At 45.7% G+C, this 17,266-nt stretch carries 16 protein-coding genes; 10 read left to right on the forward strand and 6 right to left on the reverse strand.

What is annotated here, in order from left to right:
• Positions 1-17: 17 nt before the first annotated feature.
• Genes GWP40_RS07045 through loaP form a run of 3 tightly spaced genes read right to left on the reverse strand, consistent with a single transcriptional unit; the run spans position 18 to position 3,544 of the window.
• Complete coding sequence (locus GWP40_RS07045; protein WP_212564753.1) at positions 18-1,457, reverse strand: C69 family dipeptidase; 1,440 nt, start codon at positions 1,455-1,457, stop codon at positions 18-20.
• Positions 1,458-1,508: 51 nt separating this feature from the next.
• Positions 1,509-3,005: a polysaccharide biosynthesis protein gene (locus tag GWP40_RS07050; protein ID WP_212564754.1), complete on the reverse strand. Its 1,497-nt coding sequence runs from the start codon at positions 3,003-3,005 to the stop codon at positions 1,509-1,511.
• Positions 3,002-3,544: an antiterminator LoaP gene (loaP, locus tag GWP40_RS07055; protein ID WP_230974317.1), complete on the reverse strand. Its 543-nt coding sequence runs from the start codon at positions 3,542-3,544 to the stop codon at positions 3,002-3,004. Before loaP ends, GWP40_RS07050 begins: the two co-directional genes overlap by 4 nt.
• A 154-nt stretch (positions 3,545-3,698) precedes the next feature.
• Between loaP and GWP40_RS07060 the strand changes: the two genes are divergently transcribed.
• Positions 3,699-5,774, forward strand: coding sequence for a methyl-accepting chemotaxis protein (locus GWP40_RS07060; protein ID WP_212564756.1), 2,076 nt, complete (start codon positions 3,699-3,701; stop codon positions 5,772-5,774).
• 219 nt (positions 5,775-5,993) lie between these two features.
• Complete coding sequence (locus GWP40_RS07065) at positions 5,994-6,806, forward strand: AEC family transporter (protein ID WP_230974318.1); 813 nt, start codon at positions 5,994-5,996, stop codon at positions 6,804-6,806.
• Between the two features lie 11 nt (positions 6,807-6,817).
• Here GWP40_RS07065 and sdaAA read toward each other — a convergent pair whose 3' ends face one another.
• A complete protein-coding gene (gene sdaAA, locus GWP40_RS07070; RefSeq protein WP_212564757.1) occupies positions 6,818-7,747 on the reverse strand; it encodes an L-serine ammonia-lyase, iron-sulfur-dependent, subunit alpha in 930 nt (309 codons plus the stop codon).
• A 274-nt stretch (positions 7,748-8,021) separates the two neighbouring features.
• On the reverse strand, positions 8,022-8,684 hold the full coding sequence (sdaAB, locus tag GWP40_RS07075; RefSeq protein ID WP_212564758.1) for an L-serine ammonia-lyase, iron-sulfur-dependent subunit beta: 663 nt from the start codon (positions 8,682-8,684) through the stop codon (positions 8,022-8,024).
• Between the two features lie 425 nt (positions 8,685-9,109).
• Between sdaAB and tpiA the strand changes: the two genes are divergently transcribed.
• The 3 genes from tpiA to GWP40_RS07090 all read left to right on the forward strand — a co-directional run bounded on the left by tpiA (position 9,110) and on the right by GWP40_RS07090 (position 11,801).
• A complete protein-coding gene (gene tpiA / locus GWP40_RS07080; RefSeq protein WP_212564759.1) occupies positions 9,110-9,859 on the forward strand; it encodes a triose-phosphate isomerase in 750 nt (249 codons plus the stop codon).
• 480 nt (positions 9,860-10,339) lie between these two features.
• Positions 10,340-10,699, forward strand: a complete 360-nt coding sequence (locus tag GWP40_RS07085) for a hypothetical protein (RefSeq protein ID WP_212564760.1) — start codon at positions 10,340-10,342, stop codon at positions 10,697-10,699.
• A gap of 184 nt (positions 10,700-10,883) precedes the next feature.
• Positions 10,884-11,801 carry a nucleotidyltransferase family protein gene (locus GWP40_RS07090; protein WP_212564761.1) on the forward strand — a complete coding sequence of 306 codons (918 nt, stop codon included), beginning with the start codon at positions 10,884-10,886 and terminating at the stop codon, positions 11,799-11,801.
• Between the two features lie 100 nt (positions 11,802-11,901).
• Here GWP40_RS07090 and GWP40_RS07095 read toward each other — a convergent pair whose 3' ends face one another.
• A complete protein-coding gene (locus tag GWP40_RS07095; protein ID WP_212564762.1) occupies positions 11,902-12,525 on the reverse strand; it encodes a hypothetical protein in 624 nt (207 codons plus the stop codon).
• A gap of 290 nt (positions 12,526-12,815) precedes the next feature.
• Between GWP40_RS07095 and GWP40_RS07100 the strand changes: the two genes are divergently transcribed.
• The 5 genes from GWP40_RS07100 to GWP40_RS07115 all read left to right on the forward strand — a co-directional run bounded on the left by GWP40_RS07100 (position 12,816) and on the right by GWP40_RS07115 (position 16,915).
• Positions 12,816-13,139 (forward strand): hypothetical protein, encoded by a 324-nt coding sequence (locus GWP40_RS07100; protein ID WP_212564763.1) that lies wholly within the window; start codon positions 12,816-12,818, stop codon positions 13,137-13,139.
• Positions 13,096-13,464 (forward strand): hypothetical protein, encoded by a 369-nt coding sequence (locus tag GWP40_RS07105; RefSeq protein ID WP_212564764.1) that lies wholly within the window; start codon positions 13,096-13,098, stop codon positions 13,462-13,464. Before GWP40_RS07100 ends, GWP40_RS07105 begins: the two co-directional genes overlap by 44 nt.
• A 96-nt stretch (positions 13,465-13,560) precedes the next feature.
• The gene (locus GWP40_RS07110) at positions 13,561-14,412 is read left to right on the forward strand and encodes a lipid II:glycine glycyltransferase FemX (RefSeq protein ID WP_230974319.1); all 852 of its coding nucleotides are present in this window, start codon (positions 13,561-13,563) and stop codon (positions 14,410-14,412) included.
• Between the two features lie 13 nt (positions 14,413-14,425).
• Positions 14,426-14,713, forward strand: a complete 288-nt coding sequence (locus GWP40_RS12820; protein WP_230974320.1) for a peptidoglycan bridge formation glycyltransferase FemA/FemB family protein — start codon at positions 14,426-14,428, stop codon at positions 14,711-14,713.
• Between the two features lie 15 nt (positions 14,714-14,728).
• Complete coding sequence (locus tag GWP40_RS07115; RefSeq protein WP_212564765.1) at positions 14,729-16,915, forward strand: DUF4954 family protein; 2,187 nt, start codon at positions 14,729-14,731, stop codon at positions 16,913-16,915.
• Positions 16,916-17,266: the final 351 nt, after the last annotated feature.

Here is a 17,266-nt window from a genome sequence, read left to right on the forward strand (position 1 = left end):
GCGTTTGCCCTGAGTTTTTACAGGTTTTTATCCATTTTGAAGCTGAGCTTTGAGTAGTTGAACGATTCCAGCATCAGCTGCGCGATCAGGTCTTTGGTCTTTTTGATGACATAAGCGGCGGTCTTTTCGTTTTCCGCGGTGAGGAATTCGGTCAGTTTTTCTCCGGTCAGGGCTTTGCCTGCTTCGGTAACCTCATAGATTCGTTTAAACCCGTAGGTTTGCATCTCGTTCAGATAGGTGGTATTTGCGTCGCGGAATGCCGGATAGCGGTTTTCGGTGAGGAACCCGAGGATTTTAAACAGCCAATACGCATTATCGAGCGAAACGGTCGCCGTCTTTTTTTTGTAGATTTTCGGCGTGTCGTTGATGTTGGTAAAAAACGGCACATAGGGGGTAAAGGCGGTGGTGCCGAACGCGAGCCACTGAATAGCGGCTATGCCTTCCGGTACGCCGGGACGCAGCTGGAGGATATGGGATTCCGCCGTGCGGGAAAGGGAGATGCCTCTGAATCGTGTTTTTTCGTAGTCGGTTCCCGCTTTGCCGAGCGGATCGTAGACGGTTTCGTTGTAATGCGAACTTAAGATATACTGAACATCCTCTACCGAAATCAGCCTGCTCGCCTTTCTGATAAAGGGGATATCGTTGGATACGGGGCTTTGCTCTATTTCGGGGTTCAAGTATTTTTGTGCAAACCATGCGCGCGGCGTGTTGTACACACGGTCTTTCTCGGTTGAGGTACCGAAAATATGCCGGAAGTTAAAACCTTCGCGGTCGGGATTGAGATTATGCGCTTCGACAAATGCCTGAATGCCGTCCGCCCACATAAAATCACGCTCGTTTGAAAAATCGATGGTTTCGATACAGACCTGATTGGGCGCAACCGCATAGCAGTCATCGGGGATACGCTGCGCGACCCAGTAATGTCCGCACGGGATTTCCATATACCATGCTTCATCCGCATCGGCAAAAAGGATTCCATTGCCTTCCGCCGAACCGTACTGCGCAATCAATTTTCCTAAAAAGGCGACCCCTTCCCGCGCGGAATTGATAAACGGCGCTACGATGTTGTGGATAGCATCTTCTCCGATGCCATCCGGCACGAGCGGATCGAACGCAAGCACGCGCGGATTGCCGTATACGCTTTCGGTGGAGCTGACGGCAATATTCTTTTCGTTGATGCCTGCTTCACCGTATTCGCCTTCATCGCCCTTTAGCAGCTGAAATGCCTGAGGCGTAGAAGTGCAGCGGAGCGCCTTCTCCGGCAGCGCAACGGTAACACCGGTGTTTTTCGACGTATAGGTACGGTTTTTGATCTCGCTTGCAGGCATCACGGTAAAAAGCTTAACTGAAATCGCTTCGTGGAAGTCCTCGTTACGGGCAATCATTATCGAACCGTCAACTGTGGCATTTTTACCGACCAACACGGTGGTGCAAGATTGATGATGTGTGTTTTTCATATAATCGAATCTCCTATAAAACCTTTTAGATTTAATGTGCGGGAAGTGCTTTTACTGCGCATCCCTAAGCGACTGACATGCATCGCAGAGTATACGCGTCAGGTATTCTTTATTCCGATAAAGCTCCGTCTCTCCCGAAGGACAACATACGGGTTGTAGTGCGGCAAGCAGTTTGCTAAGGGTATCGCGGCCGTATTCTTCATGGTTTTGGAGGCGGAGAATTTTCGGGTAATCGGTCGGCTCGGTGTACTCCGTTTCGGAAGTGAGCGGCTCTTCCAGCCGTTCTCCCGGACGTACCCCGATAATTTCTATCGGTATGTCCTTCTCAGGCTCGTAGCCCATGTACCGTATCAGTTGACGGGCGGTTTCCAGAATATTCACCGGTTCGCCCATATCCAGTAAGTATGACTGCCCGTTGATGCCCACTCCGCCCGTCTGTAGTACCAGCGAGCAGGCTTCGGGTATGGTCATAAAAAAGCGCATCATATCGGGGGAGGTTACCGTTACGGGGCCTCCTTTTTTTACCTGTTCGACAAAGAGCGGAAAAATCGAGCCGCGCGAACCGAGTACGTTTCCGAACCGGACAAACATATAGGCATAATCCGGACTGCCGTATTTTTCTTTGACGCGCGCGGCGGCATCAAGTACCATCTTCTCGTTGAGCATCTTCGAAACCCCGTAAATCGATACGGGATTAACCGCCTTATCCGTCGAGATAAGCACAAAGCGTTTAACACCGTTTTCGATACAGGCGTCGAGCAGGTTCTTGGTACCGAACACGTTGTTTTCGATGACGGCGACGGGGTTCGCTTCCATCAGCGGTACATGCTTGTAAGCCGCCGTATGGAAAACCGCATCGCAGCGGAGCTTCTCAATGATATACTGCATATAATCACGGTCTTTCAGCTCGCCTACGATGGGCACGATCGTCGCCTTGTCGCCGACCCCTTCTTCCTGTAAGAGGCGCAGCTCCTTATCGATTTGGTAGATTGAGTTTTCCCCATGCCCGAATAGGTAGAGCCGCTCGGCTCCGCCTGAAAGGAGCTGCCGTGCAAGCTCGCTGCCGATAGAGCCGCCTGCACCGGTTATCAATACCCGCTTTCCGCGCAGATAGGCGAGGCTGTTCTTTAGGCTGATTTTTATCGGTGTGCGTCCAAGCAGGTCTTGCGGGTTTATCTCCCGTGCTTGTACAAGGTGCGCATTGCCGTCCACAATCTGCGAAATGCCAGGCAGTAATTTGATGGTGGTAAATCCTGCCTCTTTTACAATCGCATAAATTTCACGCAGCCGCTCTGCCTTTATGCTTGGAATGGCAATCAGCAGTTCATCGCGCGCCTCCACTCTGATAAGGCGGGCAACATCTTGAATCGGCCCAAGTACCGGTATCCCTTCAATCTTACTGCCGATTTTCTGCGGATCATCATCAAGGAACGCTGCGACGCGGCCGAATACGCCCTTTCGTTTTATCTCATGGGCAATCATGGTGCCCGCCAGCCCCGCCCCGATAATATACACGGTCGGCTGTACTTTATTGTTTGGAGCAGTCATCTCTCCCCTCCATTTGAACCGGCCGCCGCCGGCTCTATCACATCAAAAGCTAAATCAATGGGAAAACTGTCGGTGTACATGTCGAGCAGTACCTTAGCCCGTTGCTTTCTTCTATCAACTTTGATAATTTTTCCTTCAAGCCCTTTCAGCGCCCCTTCTACAACACATATCCGTGCATTCGCGTCGAAGTACACTTTAGATGGAGCGGTGATTTCTCCGAACGAAAGAAAATGACGCAAAAGCGAGAGGTCGTTATCGGCAAGCGGCAGCGGATTTTGATTATTCGGTAAAAAATGATAAAAATTCGGCGTCTTACGGAGCCGCCAGCAAAGCGGAAGCGATAAGTCATCGATTTCTAAAAAGATATAGCCGGGAAATACCGGTGCATCAACTTTATGCCGTATACCTTTCTTTTTAATATACAGTACGCGGCGCGGAAAATAGGCTTCTATTTCATGGTTTTCTTCATTTAGTTTCCGTATTTTCTTTAACAGCTCCGGTTCCTTGCCCGTTTTTACCTGCACTGCGTAATAATCCATAGAGCTTTTAATGTAACATAAAAAGAAAAAAAACGCCACCGGCTGGCTCAAGGTAAACACATCAGATTGTATGAGGTGCGCTCTATAGCTATAAAAAAGAAAATACGGTATACTTACCGCACACTCATTTTTTTCTAGCTATGCGGGAGAGTATATGAAAATACGGACATCAGTTAATTTGTTTTTGGTAACGACGCTTATTATTGCTGTCTGCGGAGCACTCGCTTTTAGCGTTATGCAAGCAAGGGCATATATCGAAGGTAATTTTTACAAAAACGTACCGTTTATGTTGGATGCTTCGTCTTCCGAGCTACAGACAAATCTTGCGGTTGGCTTAGCGCTTTCACAAGATTTAGCGGAAGAGCCTTATTTGATAGATTGGTTTGAAGCGTATGAAAAAGATGAAAAAACCGGTGCTCATGTTATCGAAAAAATGCTGAAACTCAGTAAAGACGAGCAATTTTCTACCTGCTTTGCTGCCTCGAAATTAACGGGTGGTTACTATGTTGTTGATAATAATAAACAGATAAAAAAAGATGTGCTTACCGAAGCCGATGATTCATGGTTTTTTACCATGCTGAAAAATCCGCAAACGTTATTTTGTAGTGTCGATTACAATAGAACACTCAATGAAATAAATTTTTGGTTTGATATAAAAATATTTAATTCGGCAGGAGAAGCAATCGGATTCGCCGGTATGGCGGTTGATTTGCAAAAAGCCGTTGCTAAAATAAATAAATCGCTGCCGAGTCCGCAATCTTGGATCGGCGTTATCGATAATACCGATACAATATCGCTTTGTTCAAATGTTGACTTTACAAATAAAAAAATCAATACGGTAACAGGTACTCTTTCAGACTTAACGGGCTATAGCAATCTTCAATACTATGATGACGATTTGCTCGGTAGAGTTGTGGTTGTTAAAAAACAGCTTGCAAATTTGCCGTATTATACTATCATGGCAGTTCCTGTAAAAGATTTTATACCGCCTATTCTTTCGATTTTAGGATATTCTCTTTTATGGACAGCTGTTCTATTGATACTTATGATCATAATTAATCAGTTTATGCTCAGCTATTTATTCGGACGGTTTATTAAGCTCCATACTATTTTTGATAAAGTTGCGGAAGGTGATTTTACCGTTCAAGCTGCAGTGCATTCCGACGAACTCGGTTCTATCGCATTATCGATGAATAATGCAATAGAAAAAATCCGCGCTTCTTTTTCGGTCATAACCGATACGGCAAAAAACATGCAGTCGGTCAGCCAGACATTGTCTACGCGGATGCTGGATTCTGCTGCAGCGCTTAATCAGATAACAGGAAATATTGAAAACGTGAAAGATAGAGTAATGGTACAGCATACGGAGGTTAATGAAACTGCTGCAAAGATAGATGCTATTACTGAAACCATTTCAAATCTTGATTCTCGTATCGACAGTCAAGCTGAAAGTATTTCCGGTTCATCCCTTTCAATCGAAGAGATCATAAAAAACATTCAGACTTTACAGGAACGGGCTGAAAAGAATCTTCAATCGATTAAAACCCTTGAAAAAACAACGCACACCGGTAAAGAGACCGTTGCTATGGTTGTTGAGGTTACAAAAGTAGTAACGGAGCAATCCGAGGGGCTTCTCGATGCTATTACGGTTATTCAGAATACGGCAAGTCAAACAAACCTTCTCGCGATGAATGCGGCAATTGAGGCAGCTCATGCCGGAGAAGCTGGAAAAGGGTTTGCAGTTGTCGCCGATGAAATACGGAAATTGGCAGAGGAATCGGGAGCTCAAGGAACAAGTATTACAAAGGTCTTGGAAGAACTCAAACATAAAATCGAAAGCCTTAACGGTGCAGGACCGTTGGTAGCGGAGCAGTTTGAAAAAATCAGCGCTATGATGGACTTTATCTATCGGCAGGAAGACGGCATGATCCGTACTATGAAGGAGCAAATGCAGGGTGGTGAAGAAGTTTTGAATGTGATTAATGGAATGAATGCAATAACGGCAAAGGTCAAAGCGGATTCGGATGAGATTCTAACCGGAGCTGCCGATATTTCTTCCGGTATCAAAAAACTTGCCAACCTGTCGGAAATTATTACGCAAAGCATGACTGAAATGGCGACCGGAATAGCGGAAATCAACAATGCAATGCAAGAAGTAAATACTATCGCGATGAATAATCAGAAAAACGCAGCAAACGTTACCGGAGAAATCGAAAAGTTTAAGGTATAGGGCATCTCTGATAACGAGATAACGTATCCAAGTGCCCGTTTACCTAAAACGGGCGCTTGGACAATTTTGAACCGGTAGAGTAAGGAGCGTACATGGGAAGTTTCTTTGTAGCATTTAATGCAGTTATGCCGGTCGTTCTCTTAGTTGTTTTCGGCTATTTTCTCAAACAACAGGGGTATTTCAGCAAGACAACGATAGCTCAATTAAATAAGTTATGCTTTGACTTACTTTTTGCCGCTCGTAACGTTTAATAATATCAGAAAGACAAATTTAAATGAAGTTTTCGATTTACGCTTTGTCCTGTATGCTGCCGGAAGTATTTTAGTTGCTATCTTTTTGCTTGTTGTCATTGTACCTCTTTTTGAAAAAGATAAAAAAAAGCAAGGCGTCATGATACAGGGGACATTTAGGAGCAATTTTGTGATGCTTGGGATTCCGCTTTCTTCCTATATAGCAGGAGAAAACAGCGCGGTACTGGCATCGATGCTTATTATGATTATTATCCCCATTTTTAATGCTGCAGCCGTTGTCCTGCTCTCAATTTACGGCGGATGCGCTGTCAACAAAAAGAAGTTGATAATAGATGTATTGAAAAACCACATGATAATTGCCTCAGTTTTAGGCATTATGATGTCCTTGCTGCACCCTCCTATTCCGCATTTTTTAGATAAGTCGCTGACGGATATAAGCAAAGTAGGCAGTGTGTTTCCCATTATCGTACTGGGTGCGATGCTCGATTTTTCAAAAGTTTCGGCAAATTTTAGAAATCTATTGATTACCGTTGTCGGCAAGCTCATCGGTATGCCGTTAATCTTTATTCCGTTGGCTATTTATCTTGGATTTCGCGCCAATGAAATTGTGGCGCTCATTGCTCTGTACGGTTCTCCTACAGCCGTCATTTCAGCAGTTATGGCTGAACAGCTTGGCTGCGATTATGAACTTGCCGCTCAAGTCGTTATTTTTTCAACGGTAATGTCGTGTATAACCATTTTCGGTATTGTTTTTGTACTGAGTTTTTTTAAAATAATATAAGACTATCCTCATCAGTTACCGCATGAACCACAGGTACTGCACGGACTGCCGGTGAGTGGTGAGCGCGTACCGAAGACCTGCCGTTCAAAGGCTTGTCCTGTCGGTGTCATTGCTAAACCTCCTTGAGCGGTTTCGCGGAGCGCTGCGGGGAGTCCGTCTCCGACCCGTTTAAGGGCTTCTACGGTTTCGTCAACGGGAATTGCGCTTTTAATCCCTGCAAGTGCCAGTTCCGCAGCGGTAAAAGCAAGTGTAACACCGGAGGCATTCCGTTTAATGCAGGGAATTTCCACCAAACCGGCGACGGGATCGCATACCAATCCTAAGATACACTTGAGCGCTATTGCCACGGCATGCGCTGCCATCTCCGGTGTACCGCCTAAGAGTTCCACAATACAAGCAGCCGCCATTGCGGAAGCGGTGCCGCACTCAGCTTGGCAGCCGCCTGAAGCCCCCGCAATCGATGCCTTATTTGCAACCACCATGCCGATAGCTCCGGCGGTAAACAGCGACAGTACTACTTCTTTCCGCGGGATACTGCGTACTTTTAACAAGGCGCCTAATGCCCCGGGTAAGATTCCACAAGAACCGGCTGTAGGAGTTGCAACAATTTTCCCCATCGCGGCGTTTATTTCGGATACTGCCATTGCCATCTGAATAGCATTTGACATAAGATCTCCGCAAAGGTGTTTACCTGCGTCGATTGTTTGTTTTAGCCGGTAGGCGTCCCCGCCGGTCAAGCCGCTCGTAGATTTAACTCCCTGTTTACTGCCGTTTTCAATTGCTTCCAGCATAACAGTCAAGTTTTCTTCCATCCGCTTGATTAGTGCTGCTTCCGGCTGTTCAAGCTGTGCTGCTTGATCTTCTAATACAATCTCCCTGATAGGTTTATGCTGTGCTTCTGCTGTTTTATATAATTCGCTGATTGATTCATAACTAAGCATCGTTGTCTCCCTGCTCCGGGTAAACGCATCAGACTATTTTTGACGTCCCCTGCAGAATCAGTGAGGCTGTTCAACCAGAATTTCGCCGCTTCGCGTCTCAAATGGTTGCCCTGCCTCACTGATTCTGCGCCATTTTGTCTACACGTCTGATGTGTTTACCCTCCTTTTAAAATAAACTGCGAGAAATTTTTTCGAAATTTCTCGCAAAAGGAAAGCAACCGCGTCAGATAGTATTAGCGCGGTTGCCATGAATTCCTTTATCGGTTGCCGTTTTTTAGAACGGTCTGACAAAAATCACTTTAATAACGCCGGGTATTTTCTCGATAGCAGCCTGCAAGTTTTCTCCAAGGGAGCGCCCGTCAATCTGTAAAGTCATGATTGCGGTTCCGCCTTTTTTATCCCGTGCAAGGTTGAATTTGTAGACATTGAGTTTATATTGAGCCATCAATGCGGTTACGGCGGCGATCATTCCCGGTATGTCATTGTGCACGACGATAATCGTCGGGGATTGACCGGTGATTTTCACCTCTCTACCGTCTATTTTGGTGATGATAATGTTTCCGCCGCCGACGGATGCTCCCTGTACGCACACCGTTTTTCCAGCTGCATCGGTTAACGTAATTTCAGCCGTATTCGGATGAGCATCGGGAATTACCGTCGGCTCAAAGGTAATGGCAAGCCCTGTTTCTTTGGCAATTTGCAAGCTTCTTCTGATGCGTTCATCATCGGTTTGCATACCCATAATCCCGGCTGCAAGTGCACGGTCGGTTCCGTGTCCCTTGTATGTTTGTGCAAAGGAACCGTGCAGTCTGATATATGCCTTTACAGCAGGGGCGCCCAGCAGTAGTCTACTCATTAAACCGATTCGTACCGCCCCTGCTGTATGGGAACTGGATGGACCAATCATGATGGGACCAATTATATCAAATACATTCATCGCATCATCCTTCTTTTGTTTATTAAACCTGTTCGGAAACTTCCGTTTCGGGACAGGTTTATTATAACCGAGAATATATAATAAAAAAAGTCCTGATTCCGTTTGCGTTTGCGTTGCATATGATAGAACGGCGGAACAGGCAAAACGGTACCCTTTAAAAATCGATAAAGGTACGGTATAATGGAATAACTAAAAGTTTTTATAGGAGATGAGATAAAAAGCATCGTCTAAAATTGCGTCGATGCTTTTTATCGCAAGTTTGCGGTGCAAACTTGATTATTTATATGTGCGCGCATTCGCGCACAGCTAAAAACTTTTTCGGATGTTGATTCGCAGTCCGCTTAAGCGGACAAGTTAATGAATTTCTTTACAGAACAGAGCCGAAGGCTCTGAAACATCCTACAAAAGTTTTTATAGGAGAAGGTATGCGTAGATATTTTATTGCAGGTAACTGGAAAATGCACAAAACAAAGGGAGAAGCCGTAGATTTGGCAAAAGGTGTGGTGGAGGCTGTCAAAGGCGGAAAGCACAAATACATGATTGCTCCTTCCTTTACCGCCCTTGATGCTGTTTCTCAGGTAGTAAAGGGAACTAATGTTTTGCTTGGTGCGCAGAATATGAGTACCGATGAGCAAGGCGCTCATACCGGAGAAGTGTCAGTATTGCAGCTCAAGGATATCGGTGTACAGGTTGTTATTCTCGGCCATTCGGAACGGCGCCATATTTACGGGGAAACCGATACGATGATCAACAAAAAGGTACGGCTTGCATTGCAACACGGGCTTGAAGCGATCCTTTGCGTCGGCGAATTGCTGGAAGAACGCGAAGCGGGGCATGCAGAAGCTGTTTGTGCATCGCAAACCGAAAAAGGCTTGGAAGGCGTAACCGCACAAGAACTGGCACGGGTTACCATTGCGTATGAGCCGGTCTGGGCAATCGGCACCGGTAAGACGGCAACACCGGAGGATGCCGATGCAATTCATGCACATATCAGATCTGTCATTGCGAAGCTCTATGGAAAAGCCGCTGCCGATGCAATGGTAATTCAGTACGGAGGTTCAATGAAGGCTGAAAATGCAAAGGCCTTACTTGCTAAAGAGAATATCGACGGCGGCTTAATCGGCGGCGCTGCACTTAAAGCCGAAACTTTCGCCCCGATTGCCCTATGTGAATAACGCGGAACAAGGCAACCGTACCGCTACTATTTTCAAACGGTTGCTTTCTTTTTCATTCGAAATTTTGTTAAAAATTTCGAATGTTTTTTTAGAAGGGGGCAACCGCATCAGGTAGGATAGATAAAAATCGCGGAAAAATTGAGACTATGAGACCATTTGAACCATCTTCAACTGCCGTACATCCGTGTACAGCAGTTGAAGGCGAGTTTTGTGCGTGCACAAAACATCGCTGTACTGACAGGAAGTCAGTGGTTCCAAACAGTATCGAGTTTTTCATTAGGAAAACTCGAAGCTAAAAAATGTACAAGGATGTACATTTTTTAGCGATGCTATCCTTGGCAGTTCCGGTTGAAATGCCTCATTTATTCTGCGGGATTGTTAAAAAAATGCCTGATGCGGTTGCCCTGAACACTCGATATTGCCAAGAACGGTTTTTCCGTATATACTGAATTCGATTATTACTTTATAGGAGGATCTATAATGAACAAGAAAATACTTGCGCTGTGCGCATTTATGCTGCTTGCTGTTGTCCTGTCTGCACAGACTGTACAGCCTAAAAAGCAAAAAATTAAGGTTGAAGGGCGTGCCAATGCCTCTCTTTATCTAACTGAAATTTATAAAACCGATAACTGGGCGGAATACTATTGCGTATACGAAGAAGATAAGAACACGTTTAACGAAGATGAAGCTGAAAAGGTTATGTATGAATTCTTTTCAAATTACAAACGAGATAAAGGTTTTTCTTCCGTCGAAGTTGAGGATTTGAAAGGCGCTACCACCGGTAAGACAATGACAACGATGGAAAAACGTGTTATTTTCCGTCATGTAAACAAACGGTAAAGATACGAAAACCTCTAAAAACTTGAGTTTTTAGGGGTTACTGTTAATTTTATGTGCATTTAAAGTGCTTTTATAGTGTGATTAATGAACTTTTAAAACGCTGATTGATCCTCAAACGGGTTAATCGGCGTTTTCTTTGAAGCGTTGAATGTATAGAAGTGAGTATTTATGGAGGTAAAATAGAATGAAACCTACATTGTTGGTCTTAGCAGGAGGAATGGGAAGCCGTTACGGCGGCGTTAAGCAAATAGATGCGGTGGGGATGCATAATGAAACATTGCTGGATTATGCAATCTACGATGCGGTTCATAACGGTTTCGGAAAAGTAGTATTCGTTATTCGAAAAGATATTGAAGCCGATTTCCGCGAGCGTTTATTTGATAGAGTTGCCCGCAATTGCGATGCCGAATATCTGTTTCAATCTATTGATTCACTGCTTGACCCCAAAGAAATTCCGCAAACGGTGAACCGTAAAAAACCGTGGGGTACTATTCACGCCGTCCTTTGCGCGGAGAATTCCGTTAAAACACCCTTTGCCATTATCAATGCAGACGACTATTATGGACGCAAAGCCTATAAAACGATGGCAGGGCACCTGTCAACTTTAGACAATTATTCTCCGAATCATGCGATGGTCGGCTATATTTTGGAAAATACGATGAGCGAATCCGGTTCCGTCTCACGGGGAGTATGCAACGTTGAAAATGGAATGCTCGTTTCTATGAAAGAGCATACCAAGATTTCTTACGGTGAAGAGAACGGTAAACGGGTAATTCTCTCTCAGCTTGAAAACGGAGTAACCCACTTAACCGGTAAAGAAACCGTGTCTATGAATCTCTTCGGCTTTAGCCTTAAAGCGTTTGAAGGTTTTCACGTATTCTTTGAAGAGTTTATTAAAAAGAACATCGCAAGCGAAAAAGCCGAATGTTTGCTACCGGAAGGCGCCAGTATGCTGGTTACCAAAGGGCTCGGCACAATCAAATGTTATACCACCGATGAACGCTGGTTCGGTATGACCTATCCCGAAGACCGCGAAATTGTAAAAAAAGAAATAGCGCAAAAAATTAAAGAAAACTATTATCCTGAATTTTTGTGGAAATAATCGGTGACTCAGAGAAACCGATTTGGGCGTCTTTAAAATCGATTGTTAGCGGAGAGTTTAATACCCCGTCACGATACTTTGCGTCGGGGTGTTGATTGTATTATTGAACATTCTGCTTCATAAGCATCATCTGTTCCCGCTCGATTTGCTCCATCTCCGCCGCATATACGCTATTCAGTTCGCGGTATTCATCGGCAAGAGAACCGCTGATCAACCGCAATAAAGTCATACGATGTGATACTTGCTCATTCAAAAAGCTGTTAAATTCCTCCAGCTTGCTTTCCGTATCAATGGTGGCAAGATTTTCGCAGCCGGTAAGAAAGGTATGTGTCATATACAGGATACGGGCAACGGGTTCGGCAAATTGATAGCATTTGCGACGGTTTTTCCCCGCGGCCTTTTTCAGTGCATCTTCGGCTTCCACCATTTCACGGAAGAGTTTTACTGCTTTAGTATTTCCTGCTCGTTTAATGATGTCGCGCATTTCTTTCGTTTGTTCTTCGGGTTGGAGCGGTTTGATTCCGCCGGATTCCGTCTTTTCCGTCAGCAATGAGCTTGCGGGTTTTTGTGGCGCAATATAGTTTGAAAGTTTAACGAACGGAATAGCAAAGGCATCGGCAAACGTCCGAAGTTGTTTGATTTCTTTTTTTGATAATACAAAGGTAAAAATAACACCGATTATCATAACGGCAAAAGCGAGATGTACCGGATTGAATTGCAGCATAACTCCTCCATATCTTTTGTACCGCAGTTCCGTTGACTCGTCAATAGAAACCTGCTAGGCTGACGGTGTAAACGCATCAGGTACTTTTTTGAATACCCCCGCAGAATAAGAGATGTTATTCGACCAGAGTTGAACCTCTGCGCGGTTCAAATGGTCTCATAACCTCTTTATTCTGCGCTTTTCATCTAATCTGCCTGATGTGTTTGCCGTCTGCTAGAAAAAAATGTGGGAAGTTTTAAATCAATAAAACTTCGCACAGAGATGGCAATTCACGAGGGGATATATATAAAATGAAACAAAATAAAACAAATACCCGTGCGCGGGGCGGGGTGACGGTTATCTGTTTTCTTGTCATTCTTATTGGCCAGTTCTATCTGTTACGCAATGTAATTCATACAGAGTCTTTTTCTTTTCTTATGCTGCCTTGGAGTGCCGAACTTTTTTTTGCATTGGTTTTGATTGCAGCGATCATCTATTTGTTTATTCAGCCGATGGGATGGTATACCAAAAGACGGCTTGCTGCAGCGTTTATACTCCTTATCGCATATAGTGCGCTTACTATTTTCTACTATGAGGCGTTTAAAACCGCTTATCTTACCGGTGCTTCTTTTTGAATATGCGAGCAGTGCAGGCGGACTTGTCGGACTTAAATTAGTGCTTGCAGTTATCGGTGTGACGGCAGGCATCCCCGTTGCGCAATCCATCGACGGCAGAGAATATGCAAAACGTCTCCGCGAAAAGGTGGAAAAAAACAATGCTCAACTGACAAAAGAAACCGCGAGCGGTGCCCAACAAGATTTAATCCGTACAATCAATAAATTAAGAGAGACAATGTCCCCGGAGGAATTGGCCGCTTTTTTACAGGAATTAAAGACTGCCGAATCGGAAACACAAACCCCGTTTGCAGAAAAATGGCGCGGATGGGGCGGGGGAGTGTAAGCAGATAGTTTTTCTACAGGTTGAACTACCCCGATGGCTAAAACCACCTCAATCCTTTGACAAAAGCTCCTTTTTCCGCTATCGTTCCTGCCAGCTATGAATACATTGACGATAAAAGAATGTACCAATATGACGATGAAAACTCCTGCGCAGCATTTTTTGCAGAGCCGCTTTTGGGCGGAATTTAAAAAGGAGCAAGGCTGGACATATCGGCAATATGAGGTACGTAGTGCAGGTACTCGTTCTTTTTTACTCACGGTTTTATTGCGGCAATTGAGTCCCTTCGGCTTTCTTGCCTATATTCCGATGGGGCCGTCGATCCTCATTACGAACGATTCACATCTTCCTGAAACGGCGCAACAGCGGGGTATTTTTCTTGCGAACCTTGCAGAAAAGCTTGTTCCTTTGCTGCCTTCTTACGTTTTTTTGATTCGCTTTGATCCGCCGTGGGAATGTTCGATTAAAAACGGAAAAGCACAGGCATTCTCTTCCCAAGACTTCCCGCTTATTCCCTGTACCGGCGGAAAAACACCATGCCGCCTCATTAAGGCGGTTTCCGATATTCAGCCCCCCGATACGGTGCAGCTCGATTTAGGGCAGCCGCTCGATGCCTTGCTCGCCGATTGTAAACCTAAATGGCGCTATAATATCCGGCTTGCTGAAAAAAAAGGCGTGCAGGTTCGCTGTTTTTCCGGAAGTCAAGCCGAAAATGTAGTACCGGTCTTTTATGAACTCTATCGTGAAACTGCTGCAAGGGACGGTATCGCCATTCATAGCGAAAACTATTACCGCTCACTTTGCCGACTTGCTCGCGATCCTGCATTCGACACCGAACGTATACTTATTTCAGTTTATATCGCTTACTTTGAAGAAAAACCGCTCGCCGCGATTATCACGCTTTTTTTCTCCGAGCGGAGCAGTCTATCTGTACGGCGCTTCTTCAAATGAACACCGCAATCTTATGCCTGCATACCTGCTGCAATGGCAGGCAATTCAGGATGCTCAAAAGTACGGTTGTCTCTCCTATGATTTTTACGGGATACCCCCCACCGATGATCCCAAACACCCCATGTATGGACTGTATCGATTTAAAACAGGATTCGGCGGAACGATTATCCATCGGGTGGGAACTCTTGATATTCCGGTACGGGGCTTCCGCTATCGCCTCTACTCCTATGCGGAGCGGTTGCGCTCATTTTGGTTTAAAACCCTCAAAAAGAAGATTCGCGTTCACAGCCGAAAATCGTAGTGCTTGGAGGAATCTGTGCCGGTACATGTGATAAGTGCCGATAATTTCGGAATAAACTTTGTAAATAAAGCCTTCCTGTCTGCCGGACGGGATGAATATACCGTTCGCTTTATGCAGAATCCTGCCGAGAAACACCGATGGCGACCGCTCACTTTTAACGAGGTGGAAACGCTCATCAAGAACGGAAATACCTGCACTAACTGGAATACCTTTTTGGTGGAAGACCCTTTTACACCGTCGCTCATTAAAAACTCGCTTTTTGCCGGATTGGTGCGGATTTCCTCTTTAACCGAATGCTATCTGCGTTACCATGATTTTATTGTTCCCGCGGGGATTACCAACAGCAAAATTATCTCCTGCGATATCGGAGCGAATTGCGCCGTGCATGATTGCGCTTATCTTGCGCACTATATCGTGGGAAATACCGTCATTTTAAGCAGAATAGATGAGATGGCGGCAACCGATCATGCTAAATTCGGTGAGGGTATCGTTAAAGACGGGGAAGATGAAGCAGTCCGCGTTACAATCGATGTGATGAACGAAGCGGGCGGACGGGAAATTCTCCCCTTTGCGGATATGATTTGCGCCGATGCGTTTATGTGGGCGCGGTACCGCGATGATGCAAAGCTGATGGCGCAGCTGAAAAAGCTGACGCAGGCTTCTTGCGACTCCGCCCGCGGGTATTACGGCACCGTCGGTGACAACGCAGTCATTAAAAGCTGTAAGATTATCAAGGATGTCCGGTTCGGCGAGGCGGTTTATATTAAGGGCGCCAATAAGTTAAAAAATCTGACTATCCGGTCTTCCGCAGAAGAAGCAACGCAGATCGGGGAAGGGGTTGAACTGGTCAACGGGATTATCGGATACGGCTGCCGCGTGTTCTACGGCGTTAAGGCAGTGCGCTTTGTGCTCGGAAATAACTGTACGCTCAAATACGGCGCCCGCCTCATTCACTCCGTGATGGGAGATAATTCAACCATCTCCTGCTGCGAAGTATTAAATGCCCTGATCTTTCCCTACCATGAGCAGCATCATAACAACTCATTCCTCATCGCTGCGATGATTCAGGGGCAGTCCAATATGGCGGCCGCCGCTACGGTAGGGTCAAACCACAATACCCGCGGCAATGACGGAGAGATTATCGCCGGTCGTGGATTTTGGCCGGGGCTTTCCGCGACGCTCAAGCATAACTGCCGGTTTGCGTCCTTTGTGCTGTTGAATAAAGGCAATTATCCCGCCGAACTGGATATTCCTTTCCCGTTTAGCTTGGTCAGCGATAATTTGCGGGAAAATTGCCTCGATATTATGCCTGCCTATTTTTGGATGTATAATATGTATGCGCTTGCCCGTAATAACGATAAATTCAAGAAACGGGATAAACGGAAAACAAAGACGCAAAAGATTGAAACCGAGGTGCTTGCCTGCGATACCGCCGGGGAGATTATGCACGCGATGATGCTGCTGGAACACATATTTGAAATTGCATGGACGGCGGCAGGAAATCAACCCGAAAGTGCTCACTATCTTTTAGCACATAAACAGGATGAGCTGAAAAAACTGCCCCTTACTGCCGAAAACATCGAGCATTCCGCCCGCCCGGTGAAGATTCTGCACGGCGTAGATGCATGGTATGCGTACCGCGATATGCTCGTATGGTACGGGGTAACCGTTTTAGCAAAATACATCGATGAAACCGGCGCCGACGGTGAGGTGTTTAGCCGCAGTGGTGAATACTGCCGGTTCAAGCTTCAAAACGGAACAATCCCGTGGGTCAATGCAGGCGGGCAGCTGATACGCGAGGACGAATATGACCGGCTTCGCAGTAGAATTGGGGCAGGGGAGCTTACTTCGTGGCATGCAATCCACGCCGAATACGACCGGCTCTGGGAACGGTATCCCTTTGACCGCGCAGAACATGCCTATAGCGTACTCTGTCGGCTCGCCGGAGTTTCCGCCCTTACCGAATCACACTGGCGAACCTACCTTGACGAAGCGCTCCGCTTGAACCGCTACATTGAAGCACAGGTTCTTATCACCAAGAAAAAAGACTACACCAATCACTTCCGCGATATTACCTACCGGAATCGCGCGGAGCGGGATGCTGTACTCGGCTATGTTGAAGACAACGCCTTTGTGCAGCAGTCCAAGCAGGATGCGCAGCACTATGCTGAGCTTTTTGCACGGGTAGGGGAAAGGTTGTGATGGAATTATGACATGGAGAAAGCTATGGTTTGTAATGTAAATGAAAGGTTCTATAATCCGTATACAAAGAACGGCAAGACACCATGGCAACTGCATTAAAAATATCTTCAACGGGTGCCTTCCTTCTGTGCGAAAGGGTAAACGCATCAGACAGAGTAGAGGGAACCTCTAAAAACTTCAGTTTTTAGAGGTTTTCCTTGATTTTAATTTGAGACGTTTTTAATAAGTCATTTATATTTATAGACTTATTAAAAACTCGACGGGCACCTCTATTCCGAAGGATGCGAAGCAAATCTAACCGAGTTTTTAGAGGTGCCCTAGATATAAATCGCGAAAAAATTGAGACTGTGA

The organism is Treponema vincentii (genome assembly GCF_018336815.1).
Classification (GTDB): Bacteria; Spirochaetota; Spirochaetia; order Treponematales; family Treponemataceae; genus Treponema.